The following is a 25,611-nucleotide window of genomic DNA, read 5'->3' as shown; positions in this document are numbered from 1 at the left end:
GAGGCACCGCGGCGACGCCTCCCTCCTCTTGCCGATGTGCGCGCGTCGCGCCCGCGTGAGGCTCGCACCATGGAACTGATCGCCGACGCCCCGCTCGCCCTCACGCTCGTCGTCCTCGCGCTGCTGGACGGCCTCAGCATCGGCACGCTGCTGATCCCGGTGTTCCTCCTGCTCGCGCCCGGCCGCGTGCGTTCCGGCCGCGTGCTGCTGTACCTGGTGACGATCGCCACGTTCTACCTCGCCGTCGGCATGCTGTTCACGCTGGGCCTGGTGAACCTCGTCGACGTCGCGCAGGGGTTCCTGTCGTCGCCCGCTGGGCAGGTCGCGCGTCTCGTGGCGGGCGCCGCGCTGCTGCTAACCGCGATCCTCATGGGCACAGGATCCAAGAAGAAGGCGGATGCCGTAGCCACAGCATCCGCCACGAGCCGGGGTGCGCAGGCGTCGGGCCTGTCGCCGTCGTGGGCGACGACGTCCCTCGCCGGTTCGCCCCCGATCACCCCGCCCGCGCCTCCGGCGTCGGCGCCCGAGACTCCGGCGCCTTCGCGAATCACGCGCTGGCGCGACCGGCTGCTGTCACCGCAGGCATCGGGAGGCGCGGTCATGGCGGTGGCGATCGCGGCGGGGCTCGTCGAGGTCGCGACGATGCTGCCCTACCTGGTGGCGATGGGGATGCTGGCCGAGGCGCCGCTCGCGATGCCGCTGCGCTTCGGCGCCCTCGCGGCCTACTGCGCCGTGATGATCCTGCCCGCGATCGTGCTGCTCGTGCTGCGCAGCGTCGCCGCCCCTCTCGTGGAGCGTCCGCTCGCGAAGCTCGCGGCCTGGATGGAGCGCACCGGTCGCGAGAACACCGCGTGGATCATCGGCATCGTCGGGTTCCTCATCGCCCGCGGCGCGGCGACCGAGCTCGGCCTGTTCGAGCGGCTCGACGGCCTGCTCGGGTAAGGCACAGCTCGGCCGCCCCAGCTGCGAAGATTCACGAGCCGGACGTGTCGCCCTTGCCTTCGAGCGATGCCTGGTAGAGCTCGGCGTAGGTGGGTGTGTCCCTGATCAGGCCATCGCAGAACGCGGCGACATCAGGACCGATGAGCTCCCGCACACCCTTGCCGTCGGCGACGCCCTGCTCGAAGAAGTCCACGATCTCGGACAACAGCAGGCCCTCGGTCAGATCCACCGGACCCACTTTGAAGAGATATCGCTGCAGCTCCTTGTAGACGATCTGATAGTCGGGCGGGAGCGCCTTGACGCGTGCGGTGTGAGCTCGCCACTGCTTCTTGCCCTCGATGATGTCGTGAATGCCCATGTCAGGCTCCCAGCCGGTCGAGTTTGCGTGCCACGTTGCGGTTGAGCTGTTCGCGCCAGCGGTCGCGGAATGTGCGAGCCTTGTCGCCGCCGGCGAGTGCGGCGCAGAAGCCCGGGATGTCGTCGCCAAGGACCTCTTCGACGCTCAGGCCGTCAGCCGCCGATTCCTCGAGCAGGCCCAGCACGCCGTCCATGATCGGTGTGAGGTTTCGGCCGGTGAAGTCGCCGTGCGGAAGGAGCTGGATAGCGATCTCGCCCCACGCCTCGCGGTAGTCGGGGGGCAGTGCTTCGGCCCGCGCCTCGAACGCCTTCCAGTCCTTGGTGAGGTCGCTGCCGGTGATCGTCTCCCAGAAATTCATCCTTCGTCCTCCTTGAGCTTGTCGATCCGTGTCGTGACGTAGTCCCACTTCGCCCAAAATGTGGCGAGTTCGGCCCGCCCCGCGTCATTGAGCGCATAGAACTTGCGCGGTGGGCCCACGCCGGAAGGCCGCTTCGTCACCTGGACGAAGCCGTTCCTCTCCAGCCGGAGCAGGATCGTGTAGACGGTGCCTTCGACGACGTCAGAGAACCCGAGCTCGTTCAGGCGGCGCGTGATGGCATATCCGTACGTCTCCTCAGTGCCGATGATCTGCAGCACACACCCTTCCAGCGTGCCCTTGAGCATCTCGGTCAGGTCTTCCATTGCGCCTCGCGTCCAGTACTCCGTAGCAATGAGTACCGGTATAAAGTAGCACAGAGTAGCCGCCCGGGTCATCAGCATCCATCGTCCTCCGCACGCCGTAGGCTCGTCGGGTGCGTCTCGTCATCGCCCGCTGCTCGGTGGACTACACCGGCCGGCTCAACGCCCACCTGCCCTTGGCGACCCGGCTGCTGGTGCACAAGGGCGACGGCAGCCTGCTGGTGCACTCCGACGGCGGCTCGTACAAGCCGCTCAACTGGATGAGCCCGCCGTGCCGGCTGGACGTCGAGATCCCGGATGCCGAGTCCGCGGCCGCGGGAGTGCTCGAGCACTGGCGGGTCACGCACGCGAAGTCAGGCGATGCTCTGCTCGTTCGCATCTATGAGGTGCTGCACGACTCGTCGCACGAGCTGGGGCTCGATCCCGGCCTGCAGAAGGACGGCGTCGAAGCAGACCTGCAGCGACTGCTCGCCGAGCAGGTCGACGTCCTCGGCGACGGGCTGACGCTCGTGCGCCGCGAGTATCCGACCGCGATCGGCCCCGTCGACCTGCTCCTGCGCGACCCCGCAGGCGGCACGATCGCCGTCGAGGTCAAGCGGCGCGGTGACATCGACGGCGTCGAGCAGCTCACCCGCTACCTCGAGCTGCTCGGCCGCGACCCGCACCTCGCGCCGGTGACCGGCGTCTTCGCGGCCCAGGAGATCAAGCCCCAGGCCAAGGTGCTCGCCTCGGACCGCGGCATCCGGTGCGTCACCCTCGACTACGAGGGCATGAAGGGCGTCGAATCCGGCGCCCCGCGCCTGTTCTGACGCACTGATGGTCAGGACCCCGACGCCGAATAGGCTGGGGGCATGCCGAGCCGATCCCCCTGGACCTGTGTGCTGTGGGACGTCGACGGCACCATCGTCGACGCGTCGGAAGGCATCCTGCGACGGCTGACCATCGCGCTCGAGCATTTCGGCAAGCCTGCGCCGACGCGGGCGGAGCTCGTGCACTGGATCGGACCGCCGATGTACGAGTCGTTCCAGGTGAACGTCGGCATGACTCCGGAACGAGCCTCTGAGGCGGTCGCGTTCTACCGAGGACTCAACAAATCCGAGGGGTATGAGGCCGGCGCCAAGCTGTTTCCCGGCATGGGCGAGCTGATCCGGGATGTCGCGGCCGCCGGCATCCCTCAGGCGACCGCCAGCTCGAAGCCCGAGGTGCAGGTCGTGGCTCTCATGGACTACTTCGACCTGTCGACCTCGCTCACCGCGATCGTCGGCGCCACGGCCGACGAGCGCACCCTGGCAGCCAAGTCCGACATCGTGGCCGAAGCGTTGCGCCGACTGCACGCCGCCGGCGTCGACACCAGCCGACCCGTGCTCGTGGGCGACCGCCACCATGACGTCGAGGGCGGCGCGGCCCAAGGCGTGCCGGTGATCTTCGTGCGGTGGGGTTTCAGCTGGCCCCACGAGTCCGAGGGCGCCCAGGCCGTCGTCGACGATGCCGCCCAGCTGCGCTCACTGCTGCTGTTCGACGGGGTGGCCCCCGGACCGGCGGAGGGGACGGATGCCTGAGCTCGCGGCCTCGATCCTGGGATGGCTGGTGCCACCCCTGGTCGCGGTGGTCGTCGTGGCGCTGGCCATCGCGGTGCTCATGTGGGCGCTGCGGCGTGCGCGACGATCGCCGCGCGCACGGACCGCCGCCGAGCAGCTGCGGCTGAAGGCGGGAGCGGCGCTGGTACGGCTGGATGACGCCGTCGGCGAGCTCGACCTCGAGGTGGGCCTGTCGGGAGCGATGTACGGGGGCGGCGCTCCGGCCTCGCTGCGGCGAGCGCGCCTCACCGCACAGCACGCGCGTGACGCCGCGTTCGAGGAGTACCGGGCGATCAGCGGCACGGGGATGCTGCCCGACGAGGTGCGCCGCGTGGCGCAGCGCATCGAACGCACCGCGACCGAGGCGCTGGCTCGCATCGCCTCGGCACGCGCCGAGCACGGCGCTTGGGTGCGCGCCAACGTGTCGGCCGCAGCCCAGGTCGAGTCGGCCGCCGCGCGGCTGGCACAACTGCGCGCGTCGATGGGTGATCCCGGCGCACTCGTCGCCGAACTGTCGGCCCGCTTCGACGAGACCGAGTGGCGGGAAGCCGCGCGGGCGGCGCACGCCGCGCGGACCGAGGTCGCCGAGGCCGGGCGTCTGATCGACTCCGCGACGGCACGAGCGGCCGATCCGTCGCTGAGCGCTCTTCCCGACCTCGCCGCGGCCGAGCGGTCGCTGCGACAGGCCGAGACCGACGCGCGCATCCTCGAAGAGACCCACCGGCTGATCTTCCAAGCAGCACAGGCCGTGCCCGACGAGATCGCGGCCGCCCGCGCCGCGCTGCGACAGGCGTCCGTCACGCGCGCGCACCTCGAGGCCGACGACGCCGAGCGCCTCGGCGTGGAGCTGCGGGCCATCGAAGGCGAACTGACGAAGATCGAGACGGATGCCACACGCCGGCCCACCCGCGCGGTCGACGCGATCGCGCGCCTGCGCAGCCGCCTCGACCTCGCTCTCGGCGACGCCCGCACCGCGCAGCAGCGCCTGCGCGGTGCTCGCACGGCGTTGCCCGGAACCCTCGCCGCCGCACGCGGCGCGATCGCGCAGGCCGAGGCATCCGTCGCGCATGCCCGCGCCGGAGCGGACGCTCGATCGCGGCTGCTGTCGGCGCAGCGCGAACTCGCGCAGGCCCGCCAGGCCGAGGATCCGGTGGCCGCGCTGGACGCCGCGCGACGCGCCATGCGCGATGCCGAAGACGCCGCGGCGCTCGCCACGCCGCTCTGAGCCCGTCGCTAGGGTGAACGCATGAGCGACGACCCCACACGGACGCCGAATCCCGCAGTCGCCGTCGTGCGACGCATCCCCGCAACGCTCGTCATGGTGATGCTCATCCTCGCAGCCGGCGTCGCCTGGCAGGGACTGTGGCGTCCGTTCGAGGACTCCGCCCTGTACGACGTCGTCGCGTACGGCCTTCCCTCCCTGGGGGAGGGACGCTGGTGGACGCCGGTCACCGGGACCTTCTTCGTCAACCAGCCGTGGGTGTACGTCTTCACGATCACCGGCTTCTGGGGCATGGGCTACCTCGAGTACCGGCGCGGCTCACTCGTGGCCCTCGCCTATTACTGGATCGGGCAGCTCTTCGCGATCCTCGCCACCGCGCTGGTGCTGCTGCTGGCGTCGCAGCTGCCGTGGGAGTGGGCGCAGACGCAGGCCGCCGCGCTGGACGTCGGCGCGTCGGGCGGCACGATGGCCTGCATCGCCGCCGCCGTCGGACTGTTCATCGCGCCGTGGCGGACGCGGGCGTGGCTGGTGCTGCTGGCGTTCGTCTTCGTCGCGATGCTGTTCTGGGGCTCGCTCGCCGACCTCGAGCACCTGCTGGCCGTCCTGCTGGTGCTCTTCGTCGACCGGTCGCTGCGCATCCAGCGCACGACCGTGCGCGAGCAGCGCCTGATCGCGTTCGTATCGGTGATCGTGCTCGGAGTGATCCAGGTCGTCACGATCCTCGTACCCACCAACGGACCCTTCGGCGCGACCCAGCCGGCGTCCGGCGGATTCATCGACTTCGCGATCGACGCGATCGTCATCCTGCTGATCGCCAACGGCCTGCGCCGGGGCCGCCGGTGGTCCTGGGTGCTGGGCGTCATCCTCGCCGCGATCAACATCGCCACCGCTGCGCTTGTGCTCGTGGTGATCATCATCACCAGCGAGGCGCAGCTGGAGGCGACCATCGACGGCGAGACCGAGCTGGCACTGGCCAGCGGCGTGCTGTGGCTGCTGATGCTGATCTACCTGATCTGGGTGCGGGGCGCCTTCCGGGCCAAGCGCAAGTCGACCATCGGAGAAGCCCCGACTCCCACCGTCGACGACGTCAAAGAGCTGCTGCGCGCCGAGGGCGGCGGCACCCTGTCGTGGATGACCACGTGGGACGGCAACAGCTACGCCCGCACCACCGCGGGAATCGTCGCCTACCAGCGGCGCGCGGGGGTTGCGCTGGCCCTCGCCGACCCGCTCGGCCCGCCGGCATCGCGCGCGGCATCCGTCGACGAGTTCATCCGCATGGCCGAGCACGCCGGCCTCGTGCCGTGCTTCTTCAGCGCCGACGAGGCCACCCGTGCCGCGGTGCCCGCCACGTGGCGCAGCCTCGTGGTCGCCGATGACACCATCGTCGACCTGCCCGGACTGCAGTTCACGGGCAAGCAGTGGAACTCCGTCCGCTCCTCACTCAACCGGGCCGGACGCGAGGAGATGACGTTCCGGATGACGCGGCTCGCCGACGAGCCGTGGGGAGTGCAGCAGCAGTTGCGCGCCATCTCCGAGATGTGGGTGGGCGACAAGGGCCTGCCCGAGATGGGCTTCACGCTCGGCACCCTGGTCGAGGCGGAAGACCCGGAGGTGCGCCTGGCCCTGGCCATCTCACCGGAAGGCGACGTCGACGGGTTCCTCTCGTGGCTGCCCGTCTACGCCGGCGACGGCACGGTGCGCGGCTGGACGCTCGACCTCATGCGCCGCCGCGAGGGCGGTTTCGGACCCGTCATGGAGTTTCTGATCGGCTCGTCGGCAAAGCTCTTCTCCGAAGAGGGCGCCCAGGTCATGTCACTGTCGGGCGCACCCCTGGCCCACGAATACCCGGCGGATGCCGGCCTCATCGCCACCCTCAGCGACAAGCTCGCCACCGCGCTCGAGCCGGTCTACGGCTTCCAGTCGCTGCACCGGTTCAAGCAGAAGTTCCACCCGAGGTACGAGACGCTCTTCCTTCTCTATCGCGACGAGAGCGACCTCACCCGCATCGGCGGCGCACTCACGCGGGCGTTCCTGCCCGACGCGACACTGCGCCAGTTCGCCGGGGCCGGCCTCGACCTCGTACGCGGCGAACGCGAGTGAGCCGCGGCATCCGCCCTCTCGACAGCAGGGAACGGATGCCGCGGCGAAGCGACCGCACGAAGCGGTCAGCCCGCTCAGCTCAGAGCGGGCGGATGTTCTCGGCCTGGAGGCCCTTGGGACCCTGTGCGACGTCGAACTCGACGCGCTGGTTCTCTTCAAGGGAGCGGTATCCGGTCGACTCGATGGCGCTGTAGTGCGCGAACACGTCCGCGCCGCCGTCATCGGGAGCGATGAAGCCGAATCCCTTCTCGGAGTTGAACCACTTGACGGTGCCTTGCGTACTCATTACTCGCCGTTCTTTGCGGAAATCCCGCCGCCAGTTGCGGCGATTGCCTCCAACGTAGTGAAGCGCGGCAGCCGTCTGCGAGAGCGAATGCTGATCAGTGACACAAATGTTGCAACTCGCACGACGCACGGATCCCATCGCACGCCCGGGCTGAGTGATACTCGAAGCCCGGGCGTCGACGGATCCCCCCGGATAGGCCACGCCGTAGCGTGGACACCACAATCGTACCGATATATCGGCGGCGGGGCGAGGGTGGAAAACCCGGTCTATGCAGGTGAATCCTCCGGCGTACACTGGTCGCACCCATGACTACGCCCCTCGCCCCGCTGGTCCCGCGTGGCGCCGTCCTCGGCGATGAGGTCTACGCCCGCCTGGGCGAGGCCATCCTGGACGGCCGCCTGCCACCCGGGCAACGGTTGCGCGACCACGAACTCGCCGACTGGCTGGGAGTCTCACGCACGCCGGTGCGCGAAGCACTCCAGCGGCTGGAGCGGGTCGGCCTGGTCGAGGTGTCGCCCAATCGGTACACGCGGGTGTCGCAGCCGAACGACAAAGTGGAGGCCGACACTTTCGAACTGGTCGCCTACAACATGGGCATCGCGGTGCGCATGGCCACGGCGCGCTGCTCCGACGAGACCCTGGCGCACGCGCTCGAACGTCTGGAGGAAGTCCTCGATGCCTCTCGCGCCGACGACCCGGGAGCGCTGGCCCGAACCAGCCACATCTTCTTCCGCGAAGTGACACGCGCGACCGACAACCAGGCGCTGATCCAGTTCATCCGCGAGTACGAGATCGCGATCCGCCGCAACCTCGCGTCGTGGCAGCCGTTCCTGGAGTGCCCGATCGGGCGCACCGCAGCCTACGAGCGGTTCCGCGAGGCATTCGCTCGGCGAGATGGCGCCCAGGCCGAGGCGGAACTGCGCGGCATCCACGGATTCCCCTGATCCGCGCTTCTCGTGCACGCCCCGCATGGTTAGCGTTGTGCTCGTGAACCACATCGAGTTGCGGCCGCTCGACGACGATGACCTCGACGCCATCTTCGAGATGATGCGCGATCGCGAGGCGATCCAGATGGCAGCGTTCACCGCGCAGGATCCCGACGACCGTGACGCCTTCGACGCGTGGATCGCCCGCCAACGGGCATCGGCCGATGTGCTGAGCCTCGTCGTGACGGAGAACGGGGGTTTCGCCGGCACCGCGGCGGCGTTCACGGTGGACGGCGACCGCGAGGTCAGCTTCTGGATCGCGCGGCACGCGTGGGGGCGCGGCGTCGCCACCGAGGCGCTGCGGCTGCTGATCTCGAGGGAGGCGGCCCGTCCGCTGTTCGCGCGCGTCGCCGCGCACAACACCGGCTCGCGCGCCGTGCTGGAGCGCAACGGCTTCACCGAGGTCTCGCGCAACGTCGACTTCGCTCCTGGCCTCGGCCGGCAGACGGAAGAGGTCGTCTACACGCTGACCCCGACCCTGGACGGGTATTGACCCGGAGACGACAGAAGGGCCCCGTCCCGGGAGCCCACCCCCCAAGGGCGTCCGCGGTCTCCCCTCGCACACAAGAAAGGCTCACGAGGCCCCTAACGGGACCTCGTGAGCCTTACGGTGCGCGAGGGGGGACTTGAACCCCCACGCCCTTTCGGGCACTGGCACCTGAAGCCAGCGCGTCTACCAATTCCGCCACTCGCGCGAGTCACGGCATCCGAAGACCCCGCGAAACTCAACTTCCCGAGGATATCACGCGTCCCGCGCGGCCCGAACTCGAGCGTCGCGACCGACGCAGACCCGCCCGACTGACGAGAGGTTCATGCCGGGTACAGACTGTGCAATTAGCATGTACCAACCGGCACCCCCCGTCCGAGGAGCCCAGTGGGACTACTTGACAGCTTCGAGAAAGGTCTCGAGCGCGCTGTGAACAGCGCGTTCGCCAAGACCTTCCGCAGCGGCATCCAGCCTGTGGAGATCGCTTCCGCGCTCCGCAGTGAGCTCGACAAGAAGGCCGCGGTCGTCAGTCGGGACCGCATCCTCGCGCCCAATACGTTCACGGTTCGGCTGTCGCCCGCCGACGACGATCGCATGTCGGCTCTCGGCGACGCCCTCGTCCACGAGCTCGACACCCTGGTCCACAAGCACGCCAAAGCACAGGGGTACTCGTTCGCCGGTCCGGTCTCGATCTCGGTGAGTCGCGACGAGGACGTGTCGACCGGCACCCTCCGCGTCGAGTCGTCGACCGCCCAGGGCGGCCGCGTCTCGTGGCGCGGGGTCGTCGACGTCGAAGGTCGCCGCATCCCGCTGACGAAATCCCGCACCGTCATCGGTCGGGGCAGCGACGCCGACATCACCGTCTCCGACACGGGCACCAGCCGCAAGCACGTCGAGATCCTGTGGGACGGTGAGCGTGCCATGGTCCGCGACATGAACTCCACCAACGGGACGATGCTCGGCGACCGCAAGGTCACCGAGGCCGCACTGCCGCCCGACTCCACCATCCGCATCGGACGCACCGACATCGTCTTTCGCGTGGTCGCACAGGCCGCGCCGCCCAAGCCGCCGATGCCTGCCGACGAGGCGACGCGCATGTTCGACCTGCGCGAGGGAGGTCCGCTGGCATGAGCGAACTGACCCTCCTGCTGCTGCGCATCGGATTCCTGGTGCTGCTGTGGGCCTTCGTCTTCGCGGTCGTCTACTCGCTGCGCGCCGACCTGTTCGGTGTGAAGGTGAGACGGATGCCGGAGCCCGCGGCTGCCGCTCCGGCCCCGGCAGGCGCTCCCGCCGGCGCGACCGGCAGCGCACCGACCGCTGCTGTCGCCGCGGCCCCGTCGGCGGCCCGCGCCGCCGACGCCGGGGGTCCGGCCACCACCGACGCCGTCTCGCGCATCGTCATCACCAGCGGCCCGAAGGCCGGGCTCGAACTGCCCCTCGGCGACGAGCCCCTCACCATCGGCCGCTCGAGCGAGTCGGGCCTCGTGATCCGCGACGACTACACCTCGAGCCACCACGCGCGCCTGGTGCTGTGGGGCGACCAGTGGATGATCCAGGACCTCGACTCCACCAACGGCACGTGGCATGACGGCGCCCGCGTCACCTCGCCGATCCCGGTCAAGGTGGGCGCTCCGATCAAGGTCGGCGCGACGACCTTCGAGCTGCGGAAGTAGCGGGCGGACCCTCGTCACATGGTCTTCCAGGGCTCGAGCGCCGCCATCTCGCACACCGGCAAGGTGCGCTCCAACAACCAGGACTCGGGGTTCGCCGGCTCGAACCTGTTCGTCGTCGCCGACGGGATGGGTGGTCACGCCGGTGGCGACGTCGCCTCGAGCCTCGCCATCGCCCGCCTGGAACGCCTCGACCGCCCGTACGAGTCCACCCCCGCAGCCGAGAAGGCCCTGCGCGACGCGATCTCCGACACCGCCGTCGAGCTGATCGACACCGTGCACGTGCGACCGGAGCTCGCCGGCATGGGCACCACCGTGAGCGCCCTGCTCATGGTCGACGAGTACGCCGTCATCGCGCACATCGGCGACTCGCGCATCTATCTCTACCGCGACGGCGCCCTCACTCAGATCACGACGGATCACACGTTCGTGCAGCGCCTCGTCGACTCGGGTCGCATCACGCCAGAAGAGGCCCGCTACCACCCGCGACGCTCGGTGCTCATGCGCGTGCTCGGCGACATGGATGCCGATCCCGAGCTCGACTCGTTCATCATGCCGACCCAGCCCGGCGACCGCTGGCTGCTGTGCTCGGACGGCCTGTCGGGCGTTGTCGACGACGCCCACATCGCCAAGGCGCTCGACATGGGCCTCGCCCCCGGCCGCACGTCCGACCACCTGCTGAAGCAGGCCCTCGACGGCGGCGCCCCCGACAACGTCACGATCGTGCTCGTCGACGTCGGCGGTCAGCATCCGGTCTTCTCGGGCACGCCCACCGTCGTCGGGTCCGCGTCCAACCCGGTCGGCGTCGAGGTGCCCGCGGCGCGCACCGGTCGCACGAGCTGGCTGCATCCCAACCGGCAGGCGGCGAACGAGCCGACGCACTTCGAGCCGGCGGCGGAGTTCCTCGAGGAGCTCATCGAGGAGGACCGCCGACGCGTGCGCCGACGCCGGGCCGGCTGGATCACCGGGCTCGTGCTCGTGCTCGCGCTCTTCGCCGGCGCGATGTGGATCGGCTACCAGTGGACCCAGACCCGGTTCTTCGTGGGAGGCGACGAAGACACCGTCGTGATCTACCAGGGGGTTCAGCAGAACATCGGGCCCATCACGCTTTCGACGCCGTACGAAGACACGCAGATCCCGCTGGACTCGCTGTCGGACTTCGCACGGGCGACGGTGGAGCAGACCATCTCGGCGAGCTCCCTCTCAGACGCGCGGCGTATCGTCGCGAGCATCAGCGAAACGGCGGAGGGAGGCCGATGAGCAGCGGAACGACCGGCCAGGCGACCGCACCCGTGGCCACCGACACCGCCGTCATCCGCGCGCTCCGCCGCATCCGCGTACCGCAGACCCAGCGCAACCGCGAACTGGGCTTGCTCGTGTTCGCGTTCGCGATCAACGGCATGGCGATCGCACTCGTCCAGCTCGGAGCCCTCGGCGCGATCGACTGGACCTTCCTGGTCTACTGCGGCGGGCTCACAGCGCTCGTGTTCGCCCTGCACATTCTGCTGCGCCTTCGCGCGCGGGATGCCGATCCCTTCGTGGTGCCGATCGCCACGCTGCTGACGGGTCTGGGCCTGGCGATGATCTACCGGCTCGACATCGCCGCCGACCGGCACGGCTGGGAGGCGTACTCCACGAGGCAGCTGGCGTGGGCGGCGATCGCGCTCGTCGCCGCGATCGCGGTGGTGCTGCTCCTGAAGAACTACCGCGTGCTCTTCCGCTACACGTACATCTTCGGCTTCGTCGGCATCGTGCTGCTGATCCTGCCGATCATTCCGGGGCTCAGCGCCGGTGGCAACGCCGACGTGTGGGTCGACCTCGGATTCTTCACGTTCCAGCCGGGCGAGCTGGCCAAGATCGCTCTCACGATCTTCTTCGCCGGCTACCTCGTGCGCACCCGAGAGAGCCTGACCTCGACGGGCACGCGCTTCCTCGGGATGACGTGGCCGCGCGGGCGAGAGCTCGGGCCGCTGCTGGTGATCTGGCTCATCTCGCTCGGCATCATCGTGATGCAGCGCGATCTCGGCACCGGCGTGATGATCTTCGGCATGTTCGTCGCGATGCTGTACGTCGCCACCGGCAAGACCAGCTGGGTGCTCATCGGCGTCGTCCTGGCGGTGACGGGCGCGTTCCTCGCGTCGCGGGTCCTGCCGTACGTCGGCGCGCGGTTCACCAACTGGCTCGACGCCTTCCACCCCGAGCGGATGGACAACGAGAGCTATCAGCTCGTCAACGGCCTGTTCGGCATGGCGCACGGCGGCCTCATCGGCACAGGCCTCGGCCAGGGGCGTCCCTACATCACTCCGGTCTCCGAGAGCGACTACATCCTGCCGGCCCTCGGCGAAGAGCTGGGCCTCGTGGGCGTGTTCGCGATCCTGGCGCTGTACATGGTGTTCACGAGCCGCGGCATCCGCATCGGTCTCGCCGGTCAGGACGACTTCGGCAAACTGCTCGCGACCGGCCTGTCGTTCACGATCGCGCTGCAGGTGTTCATCATGGTCGGCGGGGTCACGCGCATCATCCCGCTCACCGGACTCACCACGCCATTCCTGGCCGCCGGCGGCTCGTCGCTCGTGGCGAACTGGATCATCGTCGCCCTGCTGCTGCGCATCTCGGATGCCGTCCGCAGTCGTCCTCGGGTGGTGATCGGCTGACATGACCAAAGAACTGCGCCGTCTCAGCATCCTGATGCTGATCATGTTCCTCGCTCTGTTCGCCTCCACGAGCTGGATCCAGATCCTGCAGGCCGACACGCTCGGCGCGAACCCCGCCAACAAGCGCACCCTGTACGACTCCTACGAGGTGCAGCGGGGCTCGATCATCGCCAGCGGCTCGGCCATCGCCTCGTCGGTGCGTTCCGACGACGTCTACAGCTGGCAGCGTGTGTACACGGATGCCGCGATGTGGGCGCCGGTCACCGGCTACATCAACCCCGCCCTGGGGTCGACATCGCCCGGCATCGAGCGGGCGATGAACGGCGCACTCAGCGGCACCGCCGGCTCGCAGTTCCTCAATCGCGTGGAGCGGATCTTCACCGGCCAGCCGCCCCGCGGGTCGAACGTCGTGCTGTCGCTGGATGCCGAGGTTCAGCGCGCGGCGTACGAGGCACTCGGCGACCTCGAGGGCGGCATCCTCGCGATCGAGCCGTCCACAGGGCGCGTACTGGCCATGGTGACCAGCCCGAGCTACGACACGAACGTGCTCGCGGCCCACATCCCCTCTGAGGTCAACGCCGCGTACGACGCACTGGTCGCCGACCCGGGTAAACCGCTGTCGAACCGGGCGATCGCCGGCGACCTGAACCCGCCCGGGTCCACGTTCAAGCTCGTGGTTGCCTCGGCGGCGCTCGCCTCGGGGGACTACACACCCGAGTCGACTCTGCCCAATCCCGCCTCGTACCAGCTGCCGCAGTCGAGCAGCCTGGTGTACAACGCCAGCGGCGGCACCTGCGGACCGGGCGAGACCGTCACGATCGCCGACGCGCTGCGGCTGAGCTGCAACATCCCGTTCGCGGAGCTGGCCGTCGAGCTCGGTGACCAGGCGATCCGCGAGGAAGCCGAGAAGTACGGCTTCGACCGGTCGTTCGAGCTGCCGCTGACCTCGACCGCGTCGAGCTATCCGCGCACCATCATGGACGATGCGCAGACCGCCCTCAGCGGGTTCGGTCAGGGCCAGGTCACTGCGACGCCGCTGCAGATGGCGATGGTGTCGGCCGGCATTGCCAATGGCGGCGTCGTGATGAACCCGCGCATGGTCGACCGCGTCATCGGTCCCGACCTGTCGGTGGAGCAGACGTTCGACGACACCGAGTTCGGGCGGGCGCTGGACGAAGACCTCGCGAACGAGCTCGTGTCGATGATGGTCGCCAATGTCAGTGATGGTGCGGCGTCGGGTGCAAGAATAGACGGGGTCGACGTGGCCGGGAAGACCGGTACCTCGGAGAACGGCTCCGGTGATCCCTACACGTTGTGGTTCACCGGGTTTGCGCCAGCGGAAAGCCCGCAGGTCGCCGTGGCCGTCGTCGTCGAAGACGGTGGCGGTCAAGGACAGTCGGGCAGCGGCAACACCATCGCCGCACCCATCGCGAAAAAGGTCATGGAGGCGGTGCTGGGCAGATGAGACCGACGCAAGGCGTGACCTTCGGCGGCCGTTACGAACTCGATTCGCGCATAGCGATCGGCGGCATGGGCGAAGTATGGGAGGCGACCGACCACGTCATCGGGCGCACTGTCGCCATCAAGATCCTCAAAGACGAGTACATGGGCGACCCGGGCTTCCTCGAGCGCTTCCGCGCCGAGGCCCGCCACGCCGCCCTCGTCAACCACGAGGGCATCGCCAGCGTGTTCGACTACGGCGAGGAGAACGGCAGCGCCTTCCTCGTCATGGAGCTCGTTCCCGGCGAGGCTCTGTCGACGATCCTCGAGCGCGACGGCTCGCTGTCGACCGACAAGACGCTCGACATCGTCGCGCAGACCTCGCTCGCGCTGCAGGCCGCGCACGCCGCGGGCCTGGTGCACCGCGACATCAAGCCCGGCAACCTGCTGATCACGCCGGACGGCCGCGTCAAGATCACCGACTTCGGCATCGCCCGTATCGCCGACCAGGTGCCGCTGACGGCGACCGGCCAGGTGATGGGCACGGTGCAGTACCTGTCGCCCGAGCAGGCATCGGGGCACCCGGCGTCGCCCGCGACCGACATCTACTCGCTGGGCATCGTCGCGTACGAGAGCCTCGCCGGCAAGCGTCCCTTCACGGGCGAGTCGCAGGTCGCGATCGCGATGGCGCAGATCAACGAGCAGCCGCCGCCGCTCTCGGCCACGGTGGCCGCGCCGGTGCAGAACCTCGTGATGGCGATGATCGCCAAGAAGCCCGAGGATCGTCCCGCCTCGGCCGCCGCCGTCGCGCGAGCCGCCACGGCGCTGCGCCGCGGTGATGTCGCTGCCGCCGTGGCCGCCGTGCCCGCCGTCGCCGGCGGTGTCGTCGCAGCAGACGCGGCGACGCAGCTGCTGACCGCCGGAGGCGAGACCGGCGCGGCCACGCGCATCATGCCGGCACCCGGCGAGCCCGGTGCCGAGGACGAGCCGCCTGCCGAGAAGAAGAAGCGCAGCCCGTGGACCTGGCCGTTGATCGCCCTCATCGCGCTGCTGCTGCTGGTGCTCGCGGGGACGATCTGGGCCGTCATGTCCAATCAGGGCAACCCCGAGCCCGGGCCGTCGACGCCGTCGAGCAGCGCGACGGCCAGCCGCACGCCGTCCAACACGCCGGCGCCGGAGCCCACCACCGTGAACGTCGTGCCGGGCGACTTCGAAGGCCAGACGTGCGACGCGGCGTCCGCCGCCCTGGACGAGCTCGGCCTGGCCGCGAACTGCGTACAGGGCAACGCCGCGCCGGATGCCGGGAGCGAAGGGCTGATCTACGACGTCAACCCGACCGGCAACGTCCCCGTCGCGACAATCGTCACCCTCACCTTCTACGGCGGCCAGGTTCCCCTGGATCCGCCCGCGACACCCACGCTTCCGGCTTCTGTCGCGCCCGGCGCGACGGCACAGGTCTCATGGGGTCAGTACAGCTGCCCCGCCGGTACCGGCAGCGTCAGTGCATACACCTTCACGGCGACGAACGGCGTGTTCGCCTCGACGGGACAGTCCACCGCGTCGTTCGGTCCCGGCGAGCGCACCGGCAACGTTCAGGTCACGGGTGCGGCGGGCCAGCCGCTGCTCGTGAGCTACACCGTGACCTGCACTGGCGGCTCCGCCGGGGAACGAACAAGTCCCGCGTCGGGTGAGGCCAGCGCTCCGATCGAGGCTGCTCCTACGCCCGGGCCGACCGACGAGGCCGACGACGAGGGTTGAGCGTCCGAGCGGGCCGCGCTGACGTGCGGCCCGCTCGCGCTCGGATAGTCTGGCTGGTGTTCCACGCAGGGGAGTGACTGTGACAGCTGAGCCGCGCGTGCTTTCGGGACGCTACCGCGTCGACGAGGCGATCGGTCGTGGCGGCATGGCCAGCGTCTATCGCGGGTACGACCTCACGCTCGGGCGAGAAGTGGCGATCAAGATCCTCGATCGCGAACTCGCCGACGACAATGCCTTCCGCACCCGGTTCCGCCTCGAGGCGCAGGCCGCCTCGAGGATGGCCCACCCGACGATCGTGCGCGTGTACGACGCGGGGGAGGACTCGCTCACCGGGCCCGACGGCGTCGTGCGACCCGTTCCGTTCATCGTCATGGAGCTCGTCAAGGGGCATCTGCTCAAAGACATCATCTCGGCCGGGCCGGTGCCGGTGACGGATGCCGTCCGCTATGTCGACGGCATCCTCGAGGCTCTGGAGTACTCGCACCGCGCCGGTGTCGTCCATCGCGACATCAAGCCGGGCAACGTCATGGTCACCGACGCCGGCCAGGTGAAGGTGATGGACTTCGGTATCGCCCGCGCTGTGTCGGACAGCTCGTCGACCGTCGCCGAGACGACCCAGATCCTCGGCACCGCGGCCTACTTCTCACCCGAACAGGCCAAGGGCGAGCCGGTCGATGCGCGTGCCGACCTCTATTCCACGGGCGTCGTGCTGTACGAGCTGCTCGCCGGCAGGCAGCCGTTCCGCGGCGAGTCGCCGGTGGCCGTCGCCTACCAGCACGTCAGCGAGGCGCCGCTGCCGCCGTCGGAGGTGAACGAGACGGTACCCCGCGCGCTCGACGCTGTCGCGCTCCGCGCCCTCGCCAAGGACCCGTTCCAGCGCTACCAAGACGCGGCCGGATTTCGCGAGGCGCTCGACGCGACCGTGGACGGCCGGCAGCCGTCCAAGCGTCAGATGGGCGCCCTCACCAGCGAGCTCTACGGTCCCAACCCCAAGCAGGCCGCCGAGACCGCCCGCTCGCTGCGCCAACTCAGCACCGACACCACGATGAAGCGCACGCAGGCGGGACCGCCCGTCGCGTGGATCTGGGCGGGCGTCGCTCTGTTGGCGGTACTGCTCATCTCGCTTCTGTTCTGGGTGCTCACGATTCAGCCGGGCGACGAGCTTCCGGCCAACGCGCGCGTCGTGCCCGACGTCGCGGGCATGACGTACGAGCGCGCCAACGAGGAGCTGGCCGAGCACGACCTGCTCGCGATCCGCGCCGAGGAGGCGAGCACCGAGGTGGCAGAGGGCAACGTGATCCGCACGGATCCCGCGGCCGGCACCTCTGTCACCCCCGAGCAGGAGGTCCGCGTGTACGTCTCGTCGGGTCAAGAGATGTCGACGGTGCCGACGCTGACGGGGCTGTCGCAGGATGCCGCGACCGCCGCCCTCGCAGAGGCCGGACTCGCCCTGGGCACCATCACGCAGCGCAACGACCCGGGCTTGGCCGGCGGCACTGTGATCTCGGCGGATGAGACCGAGGGGGCGGACGTTCCCGCCGGCACGACGGTGAATCTCGTCGTCGCCTCGGGTCGCGTCACCATTTCGGACGTACGGGGTTACACCGTCGACGCGGCCACCCGGGACCTCGAAGAGGTCGGGCTGACGGTGCTCACCCAGGAGGACCCGAACTGTCCGGCCGCTTCGCCGCCGACCGTGTCGGCGCAGTCGCTCGCGCCGGGCGACGTGCCGGTGCACTCCGAGATCACGCTCACCTTCTGCTCCGGCGCCTGACCCGTCTCGACCGTCGGTCGTTGAGCGAGGAGCGCAGCGACGAGACGAAACGCCCGTCAGCGGCGAGGGCTGAGCTGCGCGCCGCGGGCCGCGGCATCCGCAAATCCCACCGTCGCGAGCCAGTTGCCCAGCAGCCGATGGCCCCCCTCGGTGAGGATGCTCTCGGGGTGGAACTGCACGCCGTGGATGGGTGCCGTGCGATGGGCAACGCCCATGATGACGCCGCCGGTCGTGCTGCTTGCCACCACGAGCTCCTTCGGGAGCGTCTCGGGGACGATCGCGAGCGAGTGGTAACGCGTCGCGGTGAACGGGTCGGGCAGGCCGGCATAGAGCGGCCCGCCGTCGTGGCTGACGGGCGACGTCATGCCGTGCATCAGTTCGGGAGCGTGATCGACGCGCGCACCGAAGGCTTCGGCGATGGCCTGGTGACCAAGACAGACGCCGAGCAGCGGGATGCCGGACTCGGCCGCCGCGCGCACGACCGCGATCGACGCGCCGGCGTCAGCGGGAGCCCCGGGGCCGGGCGAGACGAGCACGCCCGCGCGTCCCGAGATGGCGGCCGCCGCGTCGTCGATGGAGTCGGCCTCGACCATGTCGGTGTCGGCACCGAGTTCGTGGAGATAGCCCACGAGGGTGTGGACGAAGCTGTCGTGATTGTCGACGACGAGGATCGGCGCGGGGCTCATCGCCTCCCCGCCCGCCACCTACTCAACAGTCACTTCCTGCGGGTTGACGAACTGGCTCACCCACGGGAACGCGAAGAAGAAGAGCCCGTAGAGCACCGCCGCGACGAGCACGAGCAGGATGATCGCGCGCACCCACCACGGGCCGGGAAGGATCCGCCACAGTCCTGCGTACATCAGGCCACCGCCTCGAGGGATGCCGGGGGGCCGGCGTGCATGGGAGTGAAGGACTCGAACACGCCGTATCCCACGATCCGCTCGGCGAGGGAGTACATCGGGCTGCAGCTGGTCATCGTGATGTACGGAGTTCCGGCGGGGACATCCATCGCCTGGGGGACGGGCAGCAGCACCTCGACCTCGCTCGGCGTGACGTACTCGAGGGTGCGGAACCGGTAGGTGTACCAGCCCTGTTTGGTCTCGACCACGATGGCATCGCCGACGTGGAGGTCGGCGATGCGGTTGAAGGGCGCGCCGAACGTCGTGCGATGTGCGGCGACGGCGAAGTTGCCCGGCTGGCCCGGCATGCTGGTACCGGGGTAGTGACCGATGTAGGTCTTGTCGAGAGTGCGCGCGCGGGAGACGCCGCCCGCCATCTGGAAGGCGTAGTCGCTCCCGAACCGCGGAATCCGCATGATGGCGAACACCTCTGCATCGGCGGGCTCTGGCAGGATCACCGGCTCCGCCGTGACATCGGCCGGCGCAGGCTCTTCGGTCGCAGCGGGTGCGGGCGGTTCGTACTCCTGCGCCCACTGCTGCGACAGCTGCTCGCTCTCGGCTTTGGCCTCGGCGCCATAGATCACGTCACCCAGCCACAGCTGCCACGCGACGTACAGCAGCACGATGGCGCCGGCGGTGATGAGCAGCTCTCCGAGCACGCCGACGACCGATGTTCGCCGACGCGGGCGGGGTCGTGATCGGGTTCGGAGGTTCCCGCCCCCCGCGGTTGCCAGTGCTTCCTCCACAGGGGGAGTCTAGTCAGCGCATGCTGTGGCCCGGCTGGCAGTTAGACTCTTCGCATGGCACGATCCGGCAAAGACGACGACTCGCTCGTCGAGCGCGCAGAAGGCGAAGCGGCACCCAACCCGGTGTGGTTCAAGCCCATCATGATCGGGCTCATGCTGATCGGTCTGGTGTGGATCCTCGTCTTCTACCTCAGTGGCATGCAGTACCCGATTCCCGGCATCGACGCCTGGAACCTCGTGATCGGCTTCGGCATCGCCTTCATCGGCTTCCTGATGACCACACGCTGGCGATAGCGTCCCAGCGACGAAAGCCTCGGTCCATCGTGACCGGGGCTTTTGAGTTGTTAACAACTCTGTTAACAGCTGTGAATTACACAGCTGTGATTCTCCCCACCCTGTGGATGAACCTGTGGATAAGTCCCGCTCAGCCGAGCACGAGGGCGGGAAAGGCCACCGGCACGAACAGCAGCGCGATGAGCCCGATACCCACTGCGGCCAGCAGCACGAACTGCAGGCGCCGCTGGCGCGCCGCACGGGTGCGCGTGAAGATCAGTCCCACGAGGAGGCCGGTGACCAGCCCTCCGACGTGCGCTTGCCACGAGATGTTGAACCCGGGGATGAAGCCGATCACGAGGTTGATGCCGAGCACGATCGCGATGCCGGCGATGTTGCCCCCGAGGTGCCGGCCGATCACGAGCAGCGCTCCGAACAGGCCGAAGATGGCCCCGGATGCACCCACCACCTGCGTGTCGAACGACAGGAGCGTGACGGCCACCGAGCCACCCAGCGCGCCCAGGACGTAGAGCGTCAGGAATCGCCAGCGCCCGAGCAGGGGCTCGAGGCTGCGGCCGATCATCCACAGCGCCAGCATGTTCAGGCCGACGTGCCAGAAGCTCGAGTGCACGAGCGCGCCCGTGAACAGGCGCCACGGCTCGAACGCACCGAAGAAGTTCGGGTAGAGCAGCGGAGCCCAGAAGAACAGCGCATTCTGGACGGCATCGCCCACGCCGGGGATGAGCCCGAGCAGGTACGCGAAGGCCGTGATCCCGATGATCGAGTACGTGACGATCGGCCGGCCGTCGTTGACCGCGACCGCCCGGGGCCGCGACCACCGGCGTTCCGCCTTGCGCTGTGCCGGCGACTGCGCCTGCTGCTGGTCGCGCAGGCACTCGGGGCACACGACTCCCACCGCGGCGGGCGTCTGGCACTCCGGGCAGATGGTGCGCAGGCAGCGCTGGCAGAGGACGAAGCTCTGCCGATCAGGATGCCGGTAGCAGAAGTTCTCGCGGTTGCGGCGGAAGTCGTCGGTGGTCACGCGGCCGGGCTCGATCGCTCGGGATCAGACCGCGACGATGTCGATCGACTGGATGACGACCGGCTCGACCGGACGGTCACCGGCAGCGGTCGGCACCTCGCTGATCGTGTCGACGACAGCCCTCGACGCGTCGTCGGCGACCTCGCCGAAGATCGTGTGCTTGCCCTGGAGCCACTCCGGGCCGCGGCCACCCTGGCCGGGCACGGTGATGAAGAACTGCGAGCCATTGGTGCCCTCTGCCTGGCCGGTGATCGCATTGCGGCGAAGGCCGGCGTTGGCCATGGCGAGCTTGTAGGGCTCGGTGAAGGTGAGTTCGGGGCTGATCTCGTCGTTGAAGGTGTATCCCGGACCGCCGACTCCCTGGCCGAGCGGGTCGCCGCCCTGGATCATGAAGCCCGAGATGACGCGGTGGAAGATGACGTCCTTGTAGAGGGGACCCTCGCCGGGCTTCTCGGTGGCGGGGTGCGTCCACGACCCGGTTCCGTCCGACAGTCCGATGAAGTTCTGGACCGTGCGCGGGGCGTGGTCACCGAAGAGATTGACGACGATGTCGCCGTGGTTGGTGTGAATCGTTGCGACTGCAGTGTGAAGGGGCATTCATACATTGAATCAGAGTTCGCTGCAACCCCTCCCGTCCGGGCATCGGTCTGGCAAGATGGGGAGACCGACATCCCCACGATAGGGAGGGCACCGTGAGCCTCAGCCGCAAGCGCAAGAAGGAACTCCACAAGCTTCAGAAGCAGGCCGAGAACCTGTGGGAGACACAGCAGGTGCTGGTGGGCGAGGCCGCGACGGTCGCTCGCGAGGCCGGACGACAGCTCGGCCACTACGGTCGCGAACGCGTCGCGCCGCAGGTGCAGGCCGGCTATGAGAAGTACGCCGCACCGTACGTCGAGAAGGGTGTCAAGGTCGGCCGTCAGGTGGTCGGCGACACGCTGATCCCCGCCGCCGGTGCCGTCGTCGGCTCCGCCCTGTCGGTCTGGGACGCTGCGAACGACACTCGTTCGCGCTTCGCAAGCGGGCACGGCTTGTCGATGCCCGACACGAAGAAGTACGCCAAGAAGGCCGACAAGTACTCGCGCGACGCGAGCCGCTTCCTCTCGTCGAAGCTGGATCGCGTGGCGCCGCAGAAGAAGGGGATGAGCGCAGGCGGCGTGATCGCGATCATCCTCGGGGTCGCTGCGGCGGTCGGTGTGCTCTACGCCGCCTGGCAGACGCTTCGTGCCGACGATGAGCTCTGGGTCGCCGACGACCCGCTTCGCGCCCCCGACGCGTGACCCCGTCCGGTCGTTGAACGAGCGAAACGAGACGAAACGTCTCGAGGGCGTCGATCGCGTCCGCACGGCGGCCGCCGAACGCGGTCTCGAGATCGAGATCAAGGAGCGTCCGGCGGCGAACAGCCTTCCCGAGGCGGCCGCGATCCTCGGCATCCGTCCCTCCGACATCGTGAAGACGCTGGTGGTGAAACGCAGCGACGACACGTATCTCTTCGCCTTGGTGCCGGGCGACCGTGCGATCTCGTGGCCGAAGCTGCGAGCGGTCGTGGGCGTCAATAAGCTCCAGCTGCCCGACCCGCAGCGCGCCTTCGAGGCAACCGGGTACGAGCGCGGCACGATCGTGCCGATCGGCAGCTCGCACGACTGGCCCCTTTACGCCGACGAACAGATCGTCGGCCGCCGCATCGCGATGGGAGCGGGCGCCCACGGCTACAGCCTGTTCGTCGGTTCAGACGCCCTGATCGCGGCGTATGGGGCGACGGTCGCCGACATCTCGCAGCCGGTCGGGTAGCAGCCGCCCGCTCAGCCCTGCCATCTCGAGCGCGATGTCGACCAGCTTGACGCGCTGCAGTTCGCGCACGTCGGCCAGAGCGAACCACTCCGCCCGATCGGTCGTGCCGTCGACTTCGTTGCGCAAGTGCCCGCCGATGAGGCGGGCGCGATAGACGATCCGCAGCGTGTGCAGCGGCTCGGTGCGTCCGGGCGTCAGTCGTCGACCGGGCGGAATGACACGGGAATGGATGCCGAGCAGTTCGTCGATCGCGACCCGATAGCCAGTCTCCTCCCGCACTTCGCGGCGTGCGGCGCTCTCGGGATCCTCACCCGGTTCGAGGCCGCCTCCGGGCATCGTCCACGCGGCGCGACGGCCTTCGTTCCAGTGTGCGAGCAGCAGGCGGTCATCCTGATCGAGGATGACCGCGTACGCCGCGACACGCAGATCCATGCTTCACCCTATCGACCGGTGCCGAACGACGAAGAAGCCGGTCACGGGGACCGGCTTCTGCGTCGTGCAGTCTGGAAATGTGGAGCCTAGGAGATTCGAACTCCTGACATCCTGCTTGCAAAGCAGGATCTATCCCGTGAACGGCGGGGAACAACGAGCCGCGGAAAGTCAACCCGGACGGCTGCATAAGGCCGGGCTGCGGTGGTGCGAAACGGGTCGCGTGCCAAATGGATTGCCAATAGAGGTTCGCTTGTCCGCTACAGCGCGCGGGTGACGATTGAGTACGTAGTATGCACAGCACTTGCCGCATACTTTGCGTCCCTGGCTGCGGTGGCGGTGACGTGGCTGTCCAATGCGTCTGCCCGCCGTAGAGACGTCCGCGTGAAGATTCTTCTGGCCACCGCGAGACACATTGAACGTCTCTATGACTATGCAGTTGCGCATAGCGCCAGCCGCATCGCCGGAGTGCGAATCATGCCACGTTCAACGGCGGCATGGCGCCGAAGAAGCCACCTACCACGTTGCTCAGGACAGAGATGTTGGCGGCGACGCAGCACTTCGGGGCAGACGGCAAGCTCGCGCTAGTCGACCTGCTTGATGACGTCGCCAAGGCAGAAGTCGAGAATGACGACTGGGCAAAGCTCGCTGACTGGGAGCGGGAGGCCACCGCGGTTGATCTCGCCGTCGAGAGAGTCGCCGGATGGAATGGCCGTGCCAAGCTGCCGATCTGAGTTCCTAGCGGTATGGCCGCATACGTCGATGGAACCCAGTCTTGAGTGGGAATCCGCGACACACAAAACTCTCACGACGAGAGCTTGGGCGGCGTGAACTGGGTGGACTGCGAAGCGGCGGTGACGGGTTACGTCAGCCAAGGGTGCGGTATGTGCGGCGGATTGTGAATTCGGCCGTACCACTCTCGGACGGCTGAGAGTGGTAGCTGGTCGAGTGGGTGCTCCCACAGGTCGGGAGGATGTAGGCCCGGAGCTCGCTGGCCCCGGAGCGCCCGTCCCCAGGACGTGTTGCTCATTGAGCCCTCGTACATGCCGCGGTGTGCTGCTACCTGCGATCAGTGGATCCTCAAGTGTGTGATTCGGGAGGACGCCTGAAGCCAAGCCCTCTAGCGCCGTGAGCCGAGATCGCACACACGACTCGGCGGGAAGCAACAGGAGCTGACCGCTCCAGCGGGACTGGCCGTCAGCCTCCGGTCGAACGTCGGCAGGGCCCGATAGATTGACGCAATGGAACCAGGACAGCTCTCGATGATCTCCTTGTTCACCGGAGCGGGTGGACTCGATGCTGGCTTGGACGCTACGGGAAAGTTCAACGTGCTCGCGGCCGCGGAATGGGACTCAGCGAGTTGCCGGACTCTGGAGGTGAACAGAGATGCTGGGCGCTTCGGGACGGCCGCGACCCGCATCTACGAGGTCGATCTGTCGGTGATGGATCCCCACGAGCTGCTGAGCGATCTTGGGCTTGAGCCGGGCGAACTGGATGTCCTAGTCGGTGGCCCCCCGTGCCAGTCGTTTTCGACCGCCGGCCGTCGTGGGACGGTTCAGGATCCCCGAGGCCAGCTGCTCTGGCATTTCCTTCGTTTCGTGGAGGTACTTCGTCCGAAGATGTTCCTCGTTGAGAACGTCCGCGGTCTATTGTCAGCCGCGCTGCGTCACCGCCCCATCGCTGATCGCCCGGATAAGGGCGGAGCGCCACTAAGCGCTGACGAGCAGCCCGGTTCGGTTGTGCGATCGTGGGTCGCGGACCTTCTCGCGATGAACGGCGGCGAGTACCGAGTCGACTCCTTCGAAGTCAATGCCGTTAACTATGGAGCCCCTCAATTGAGGGAACGTGTCTTGTTTATCGGAAACCGGATGGGCCGAACGGTCGAATTCCCTGCACCCACGCACGGCACGAGTGATCAGGGCCTCTTGCCCTTCAAGACTCTTGCTGACGCTCTGAGTGGTTTTGCGGAAGAAGCTCCCGTGATGATGGATTTCTCACCGCGGAAGAAGTACTTTCTCAGTTTCGTTCCTGAAGGCGGCAACTGGCGCGCCATGCCCGAACGCGTTCAGCAAGAGTCGATGGGCAGAGCCTTCTACGCGAAGGGAGGACGCTCCGGGTGGTGGCGTCGTCTGTCGTGGGATCTTCCCAGCCCGACCATCACGACGTTGCCGAATCACTCGAGCACAAGCATGTGCCACCCATCAGAGACTCGCGTCCTGTCCGTCGGAGAATGCGCACGGGTACAAGAGTTCCCCGAGGGTTGGGTATTCGTAGGCAGCGCGGCTCAGCAGATGAAGCAAGTCGGTAATGCCGTTCCCGCTCGCCTGGGTATGGTCGCTGGTGAATTGATTGCGGCCCACCTCCAGGCCGCCGCGACTGAAAGTTCCCCGGTGGTGGAGCTTGCGGGGTGGACGAACACTTACCTGCGCTCACATGTCCGGACGCGTTCGTGGTGGAAGAACGGACAGGCTGTGGTGCGCGAGCGATCGTTGGCGAGCTGAA

At 68.4% G+C, this 25,611-nt stretch carries 29 protein-coding genes and 2 tRNA genes; 19 read left to right on the top strand and 12 right to left on the bottom strand.

Going from position 1 to position 25,611, the window contains the following annotated elements; translation table 11 throughout:
• Positions 1–69 precede the first annotated feature (69 nt).
• On the top strand, positions 70–942 hold the full coding sequence (locus K0817_RS17580) for a GAP family protein (protein WP_219982974.1): 873 nt from the start codon (positions 70–72) through the stop codon (positions 940–942).
• Between the two features lie 31 nt (positions 943–973).
• Here K0817_RS17580 and K0817_RS17575 read toward each other — a convergent pair whose 3' ends face one another.
• Genes K0817_RS17575 through K0817_RS17565 form a run of 3 tightly spaced genes read right to left on the bottom strand, consistent with a single transcriptional unit; the run spans position 974 to position 1,981 of the window.
• Positions 974–1,300: a DUF1048 domain-containing protein gene (locus K0817_RS17575; protein WP_219982973.1), complete on the bottom strand. Its 327-nt coding sequence runs from the start codon at positions 1,298–1,300 to the stop codon at positions 974–976.
• A gap of 1 nt (position 1,301) precedes the next feature.
• Entirely contained in the window at positions 1,302–1,658 is a 357-nt protein-coding gene (locus K0817_RS17570; protein WP_219982972.1) for a DUF1048 domain-containing protein, read from the bottom strand.
• Positions 1,655–1,981, bottom strand: coding sequence for a PadR family transcriptional regulator (locus K0817_RS17565; RefSeq protein ID WP_219982971.1), 327 nt, complete (start codon positions 1,979–1,981; stop codon positions 1,655–1,657). The genes K0817_RS17570 and K0817_RS17565 overlap by 4 nt, the downstream gene beginning before the upstream one ends.
• A gap of 110 nt (positions 1,982–2,091) precedes the next feature.
• Between K0817_RS17565 and nucS the strand changes: the two genes are divergently transcribed.
• Genes nucS through K0817_RS17545 form a run of 4 tightly spaced genes read left to right on the top strand, consistent with a single transcriptional unit; the run spans position 2,092 to position 6,877 of the window.
• Entirely contained in the window at positions 2,092–2,787 is a 696-nt protein-coding gene (gene nucS, locus K0817_RS17560) for an endonuclease NucS (protein ID WP_219982970.1), read from the top strand.
• Between the two features lie 42 nt (positions 2,788–2,829).
• The gene (locus K0817_RS17555; protein WP_219982969.1) at positions 2,830–3,537 is read left to right on the top strand and encodes an HAD hydrolase-like protein; all 708 of its coding nucleotides are present in this window, start codon (positions 2,830–2,832) and stop codon (positions 3,535–3,537) included.
• Positions 3,530–4,780, top strand: a complete 1,251-nt coding sequence (locus K0817_RS17550; RefSeq protein WP_219982968.1) for a hypothetical protein — start codon at positions 3,530–3,532, stop codon at positions 4,778–4,780. The genes K0817_RS17555 and K0817_RS17550 overlap by 8 nt, the downstream gene beginning before the upstream one ends.
• Positions 4,781–4,801: 21 nt before the next feature.
• Entirely contained in the window at positions 4,802–6,877 is a 2,076-nt protein-coding gene (locus tag K0817_RS17545) for a bifunctional lysylphosphatidylglycerol flippase/synthetase MprF (RefSeq protein WP_219982967.1), read from the top strand.
• A gap of 79 nt (positions 6,878–6,956) precedes the next feature.
• Here the strand turns inward: K0817_RS17545 and K0817_RS17540 are convergent, their stop codons facing one another.
• Positions 6,957–7,163 (bottom strand): cold-shock protein, encoded by a 207-nt coding sequence (locus K0817_RS17540; protein WP_168913342.1) that lies wholly within the window; start codon positions 7,161–7,163, stop codon positions 6,957–6,959.
• A 305-nt stretch (positions 7,164–7,468) separates the two neighbouring features.
• On the opposite strand from K0817_RS17540, the gene K0817_RS17535 reads away from it, so the two are divergent.
• Both K0817_RS17535 and K0817_RS17530 read left to right on the top strand, forming a co-directional pair.
• Positions 7,469–8,107, top strand: coding sequence for a GntR family transcriptional regulator (locus tag K0817_RS17535; RefSeq protein ID WP_219982966.1), 639 nt, complete (start codon positions 7,469–7,471; stop codon positions 8,105–8,107).
• A gap of 43 nt (positions 8,108–8,150) precedes the next feature.
• The gene (locus K0817_RS17530) at positions 8,151–8,642 is read left to right on the top strand and encodes a GNAT family N-acetyltransferase (protein WP_219982965.1); all 492 of its coding nucleotides are present in this window, start codon (positions 8,151–8,153) and stop codon (positions 8,640–8,642) included.
• Between the two features lie 118 nt (positions 8,643–8,760).
• Here K0817_RS17530 and K0817_RS17525 read toward each other — a convergent pair.
• A tRNA-Leu gene (locus K0817_RS17525) sits at positions 8,761–8,844 on the bottom strand.
• Between the two features lie 179 nt (positions 8,845–9,023).
• Here K0817_RS17525 and K0817_RS17520 point away from each other — a divergent pair.
• The 7 genes from K0817_RS17520 (at position 9,024) to pknB (ending at position 17,932) form a co-directional block, all read left to right on the top strand.
• Complete coding sequence (locus K0817_RS17520) at positions 9,024–9,767, top strand: DUF3662 and FHA domain-containing protein (protein ID WP_219982964.1); 744 nt, start codon at positions 9,024–9,026, stop codon at positions 9,765–9,767.
• The gene (locus K0817_RS17515; protein ID WP_219982963.1) at positions 9,764–10,309 is read left to right on the top strand and encodes an FHA domain-containing protein; all 546 of its coding nucleotides are present in this window, start codon (positions 9,764–9,766) and stop codon (positions 10,307–10,309) included. Before K0817_RS17520 ends, K0817_RS17515 begins: the two co-directional genes overlap by 4 nt.
• 18 nt (positions 10,310–10,327) lie before the next feature.
• Positions 10,328–11,566, top strand: coding sequence for a PP2C family serine/threonine-protein phosphatase (locus K0817_RS17510; RefSeq protein ID WP_219982962.1), 1,239 nt, complete (start codon positions 10,328–10,330; stop codon positions 11,564–11,566).
• Positions 11,563–12,960 (top strand): FtsW/RodA/SpoVE family cell cycle protein, encoded by a 1,398-nt coding sequence (locus tag K0817_RS17505; protein WP_219982961.1) that lies wholly within the window; start codon positions 11,563–11,565, stop codon positions 12,958–12,960. Before K0817_RS17510 ends, K0817_RS17505 begins: the two co-directional genes overlap by 4 nt.
• Position 12,961: 1 nt before the next feature.
• Positions 12,962–14,425: a penicillin-binding protein 2 gene (locus K0817_RS17500; RefSeq protein WP_219982960.1), complete on the top strand. Its 1,464-nt coding sequence runs from the start codon at positions 12,962–12,964 to the stop codon at positions 14,423–14,425.
• Positions 14,422–16,158, top strand: coding sequence for a serine/threonine-protein kinase (locus tag K0817_RS17495; protein ID WP_219982959.1), 1,737 nt, complete (start codon positions 14,422–14,424; stop codon positions 16,156–16,158). The genes K0817_RS17500 and K0817_RS17495 overlap by 4 nt, the downstream gene beginning before the upstream one ends.
• A 79-nt stretch (positions 16,159–16,237) precedes the next feature.
• The gene (gene pknB / locus K0817_RS17490) at positions 16,238–17,932 is read left to right on the top strand and encodes a Stk1 family PASTA domain-containing Ser/Thr kinase (protein ID WP_308211915.1); all 1,695 of its coding nucleotides are present in this window, start codon (positions 16,238–16,240) and stop codon (positions 17,930–17,932) included.
• A 56-nt stretch (positions 17,933–17,988) separates the two neighbouring features.
• Here the strand turns inward: pknB and K0817_RS17485 are convergent, their stop codons facing one another.
• From K0817_RS17485 to K0817_RS17475, 3 genes are read right to left on the bottom strand one after another with little or no spacing between them, the layout of a single operon-like run.
• Positions 17,989–18,618 (bottom strand): aminodeoxychorismate/anthranilate synthase component II, encoded by a 630-nt coding sequence (locus tag K0817_RS17485; protein WP_219982958.1) that lies wholly within the window; start codon positions 18,616–18,618, stop codon positions 17,989–17,991.
• Positions 18,619–18,636: 18 nt separating this feature from the next.
• Entirely contained in the window at positions 18,637–18,792 is a 156-nt protein-coding gene (locus K0817_RS17480; RefSeq protein ID WP_219982957.1) for a hypothetical protein, read from the bottom strand.
• Entirely contained in the window at positions 18,792–19,565 is a 774-nt protein-coding gene (locus K0817_RS17475; RefSeq protein ID WP_219983158.1) for a class E sortase, read from the bottom strand. Before K0817_RS17475 ends, K0817_RS17480 begins: the two co-directional genes overlap by 1 nt.
• A 66-nt stretch (positions 19,566–19,631) precedes the next feature.
• On the opposite strand from K0817_RS17475, the gene K0817_RS17470 reads away from it, so the two are divergent.
• On the top strand, positions 19,632–19,871 hold the full coding sequence (locus tag K0817_RS17470) for a cell division protein CrgA (protein WP_219982956.1): 240 nt from the start codon (positions 19,632–19,634) through the stop codon (positions 19,869–19,871).
• A 130-nt stretch (positions 19,872–20,001) separates the two neighbouring features.
• Here K0817_RS17470 and K0817_RS17465 read toward each other — a convergent pair whose 3' ends face one another.
• Together K0817_RS17465 and K0817_RS17460 are read right to left on the bottom strand one after the other, a co-directional pair.
• Positions 20,002–20,892: a rhomboid family intramembrane serine protease gene (locus K0817_RS17465; RefSeq protein ID WP_219982955.1), complete on the bottom strand. Its 891-nt coding sequence runs from the start codon at positions 20,890–20,892 to the stop codon at positions 20,002–20,004.
• Between the two features lie 24 nt (positions 20,893–20,916).
• Positions 20,917–21,489: a peptidylprolyl isomerase gene (locus K0817_RS17460; protein WP_219982954.1), complete on the bottom strand. Its 573-nt coding sequence runs from the start codon at positions 21,487–21,489 to the stop codon at positions 20,917–20,919.
• A 95-nt stretch (positions 21,490–21,584) separates the two neighbouring features.
• Between K0817_RS17460 and K0817_RS17455 the strand changes: the two genes are divergently transcribed.
• Together K0817_RS17455 and K0817_RS17450 are read left to right on the top strand one after the other, a co-directional pair.
• Positions 21,585–22,169, top strand: coding sequence for a DNA helicase (locus K0817_RS17455; RefSeq protein ID WP_219982953.1), 585 nt, complete (start codon positions 21,585–21,587; stop codon positions 22,167–22,169).
• A 13-nt stretch (positions 22,170–22,182) separates the two neighbouring features.
• Positions 22,183–22,680, top strand: coding sequence for an aminoacyl-tRNA deacylase (locus tag K0817_RS17450; RefSeq protein ID WP_253735481.1), 498 nt, complete (start codon positions 22,183–22,185; stop codon positions 22,678–22,680).
• Here the strand turns inward: K0817_RS17450 and K0817_RS17445 are convergent.
• Together K0817_RS17445 and K0817_RS17440 are read right to left on the bottom strand one after the other, a co-directional pair.
• Positions 22,618–23,112 carry an NUDIX hydrolase gene (locus tag K0817_RS17445; RefSeq protein ID WP_219982951.1) on the bottom strand — a complete coding sequence of 165 codons (495 nt, stop codon included), beginning with the start codon at positions 23,110–23,112 and terminating at the stop codon, positions 22,618–22,620. The two genes, K0817_RS17450 and K0817_RS17445, sit on opposite strands and share 63 nt — an antisense overlap.
• Before the next feature lie 80 nt (positions 23,113–23,192).
• A tRNA-Ser gene (locus tag K0817_RS17440) sits at positions 23,193–23,257 on the bottom strand.
• Positions 23,258–23,606: 349 nt separating this feature from the next.
• On the opposite strand from K0817_RS17440, the gene K0817_RS17435 reads away from it, so the two are divergent.
• Complete coding sequence (locus K0817_RS17435) at positions 23,607–23,843, top strand: hypothetical protein (RefSeq protein WP_219982950.1); 237 nt, start codon at positions 23,607–23,609, stop codon at positions 23,841–23,843.
• 507 nt (positions 23,844–24,350) lie between these two features.
• Positions 24,351–25,610 carry a DNA cytosine methyltransferase gene (locus K0817_RS17430; RefSeq protein WP_219982949.1) on the top strand — a complete coding sequence of 420 codons (1,260 nt, stop codon included), beginning with the start codon at positions 24,351–24,353 and terminating at the stop codon, positions 25,608–25,610.
• Position 25,611: the final 1 nt, after the last annotated feature.

This window comes from Microbacterium sp. HD4P20, from assembly GCF_019449275.2.
Classification (GTDB): domain Bacteria; phylum Actinomycetota; class Actinomycetes; order Actinomycetales; family Microbacteriaceae; genus Microbacterium.
The sequence above is the reverse complement of the archived record's forward strand: the minus strand, read 5'-3'. Positions and strand labels throughout refer to the sequence as shown.

What these genes read in the sequence shown, in the direction of transcription:
- K0817_RS17485 (WP_219982958.1), bottom strand. Translation starts at nt 18,618, where the DNA reads ATGAGCCCCGCGCCGATCCTCGTCGTCGACAATCACGACAGCTTCGTC.
- K0817_RS17500 (WP_219982960.1), top strand. Translation starts at nt 12,962, where the DNA reads ATGACCAAAGAACTGCGCCGTCTCAGCATCCTGATGCTGATCATGTTC.
- K0817_RS17515 (WP_219982963.1), top strand. Translation starts at nt 9,764, where the DNA reads ATGAGCGAACTGACCCTCCTGCTGCTGCGCATCGGATTCCTGGTGCTG.
- K0817_RS17435 (WP_219982950.1), top strand. Translation starts at nt 23,607, where the DNA reads ATGGCGCCGAAGAAGCCACCTACCACGTTGCTCAGGACAGAGATGTTG.
- K0817_RS17430 (WP_219982949.1), top strand. Translation starts at nt 24,351, where the DNA reads ATGGAACCAGGACAGCTCTCGATGATCTCCTTGTTCACCGGAGCGGGT.
- K0817_RS17550 (WP_219982968.1), top strand. Translation starts at nt 3,530, where the DNA reads ATGCCTGAGCTCGCGGCCTCGATCCTGGGATGGCTGGTGCCACCCCTG.
- K0817_RS17580 (WP_219982974.1), top strand. Translation starts at nt 70, where the DNA reads ATGGAACTGATCGCCGACGCCCCGCTCGCCCTCACGCTCGTCGTCCTC.
- K0817_RS17540 (WP_168913342.1), bottom strand. Translation starts at nt 7,163, where the DNA reads ATGAGTACGCAAGGCACCGTCAAGTGGTTCAACTCCGAGAAGGGATTC.
- K0817_RS17495 (WP_219982959.1), top strand. Translation starts at nt 14,422, where the DNA reads ATGAGACCGACGCAAGGCGTGACCTTCGGCGGCCGTTACGAACTCGAT.
- K0817_RS17545 (WP_219982967.1), top strand. Translation starts at nt 4,802, where the DNA reads ATGAGCGACGACCCCACACGGACGCCGAATCCCGCAGTCGCCGTCGTG.
- K0817_RS17575 (WP_219982973.1), bottom strand. Translation starts at nt 1,300, where the DNA reads ATGGGCATTCACGACATCATCGAGGGCAAGAAGCAGTGGCGAGCTCAC.
- K0817_RS17505 (WP_219982961.1), top strand. Translation starts at nt 11,563, where the DNA reads ATGAGCAGCGGAACGACCGGCCAGGCGACCGCACCCGTGGCCACCGAC.
- K0817_RS17470 (WP_219982956.1), top strand. Translation starts at nt 19,632, where the DNA reads ATGGCACGATCCGGCAAAGACGACGACTCGCTCGTCGAGCGCGCAGAA.
- K0817_RS17535 (WP_219982966.1), top strand. Translation starts at nt 7,469, where the DNA reads ATGACTACGCCCCTCGCCCCGCTGGTCCCGCGTGGCGCCGTCCTCGGC.
- K0817_RS17510 (WP_219982962.1), top strand. Translation starts at nt 10,328, where the DNA reads ATGGTCTTCCAGGGCTCGAGCGCCGCCATCTCGCACACCGGCAAGGTG.
- K0817_RS17480 (WP_219982957.1), bottom strand. Translation starts at nt 18,792, where the DNA reads ATGTACGCAGGACTGTGGCGGATCCTTCCCGGCCCGTGGTGGGTGCGC.
- K0817_RS17565 (WP_219982971.1), bottom strand. Translation starts at nt 1,981, where the DNA reads ATGGAAGACCTGACCGAGATGCTCAAGGGCACGCTGGAAGGGTGTGTG.
- K0817_RS17460 (WP_219982954.1), bottom strand. Translation starts at nt 21,489, where the DNA reads ATGCCCCTTCACACTGCAGTCGCAACGATTCACACCAACCACGGCGAC.
- K0817_RS17445 (WP_219982951.1), bottom strand. Translation starts at nt 23,112, where the DNA reads ATGGATCTGCGTGTCGCGGCGTACGCGGTCATCCTCGATCAGGATGAC.
- K0817_RS17555 (WP_219982969.1), top strand. Translation starts at nt 2,830, where the DNA reads ATGCCGAGCCGATCCCCCTGGACCTGTGTGCTGTGGGACGTCGACGGC.
- K0817_RS17570 (WP_219982972.1), bottom strand. Translation starts at nt 1,658, where the DNA reads ATGAATTTCTGGGAGACGATCACCGGCAGCGACCTCACCAAGGACTGG.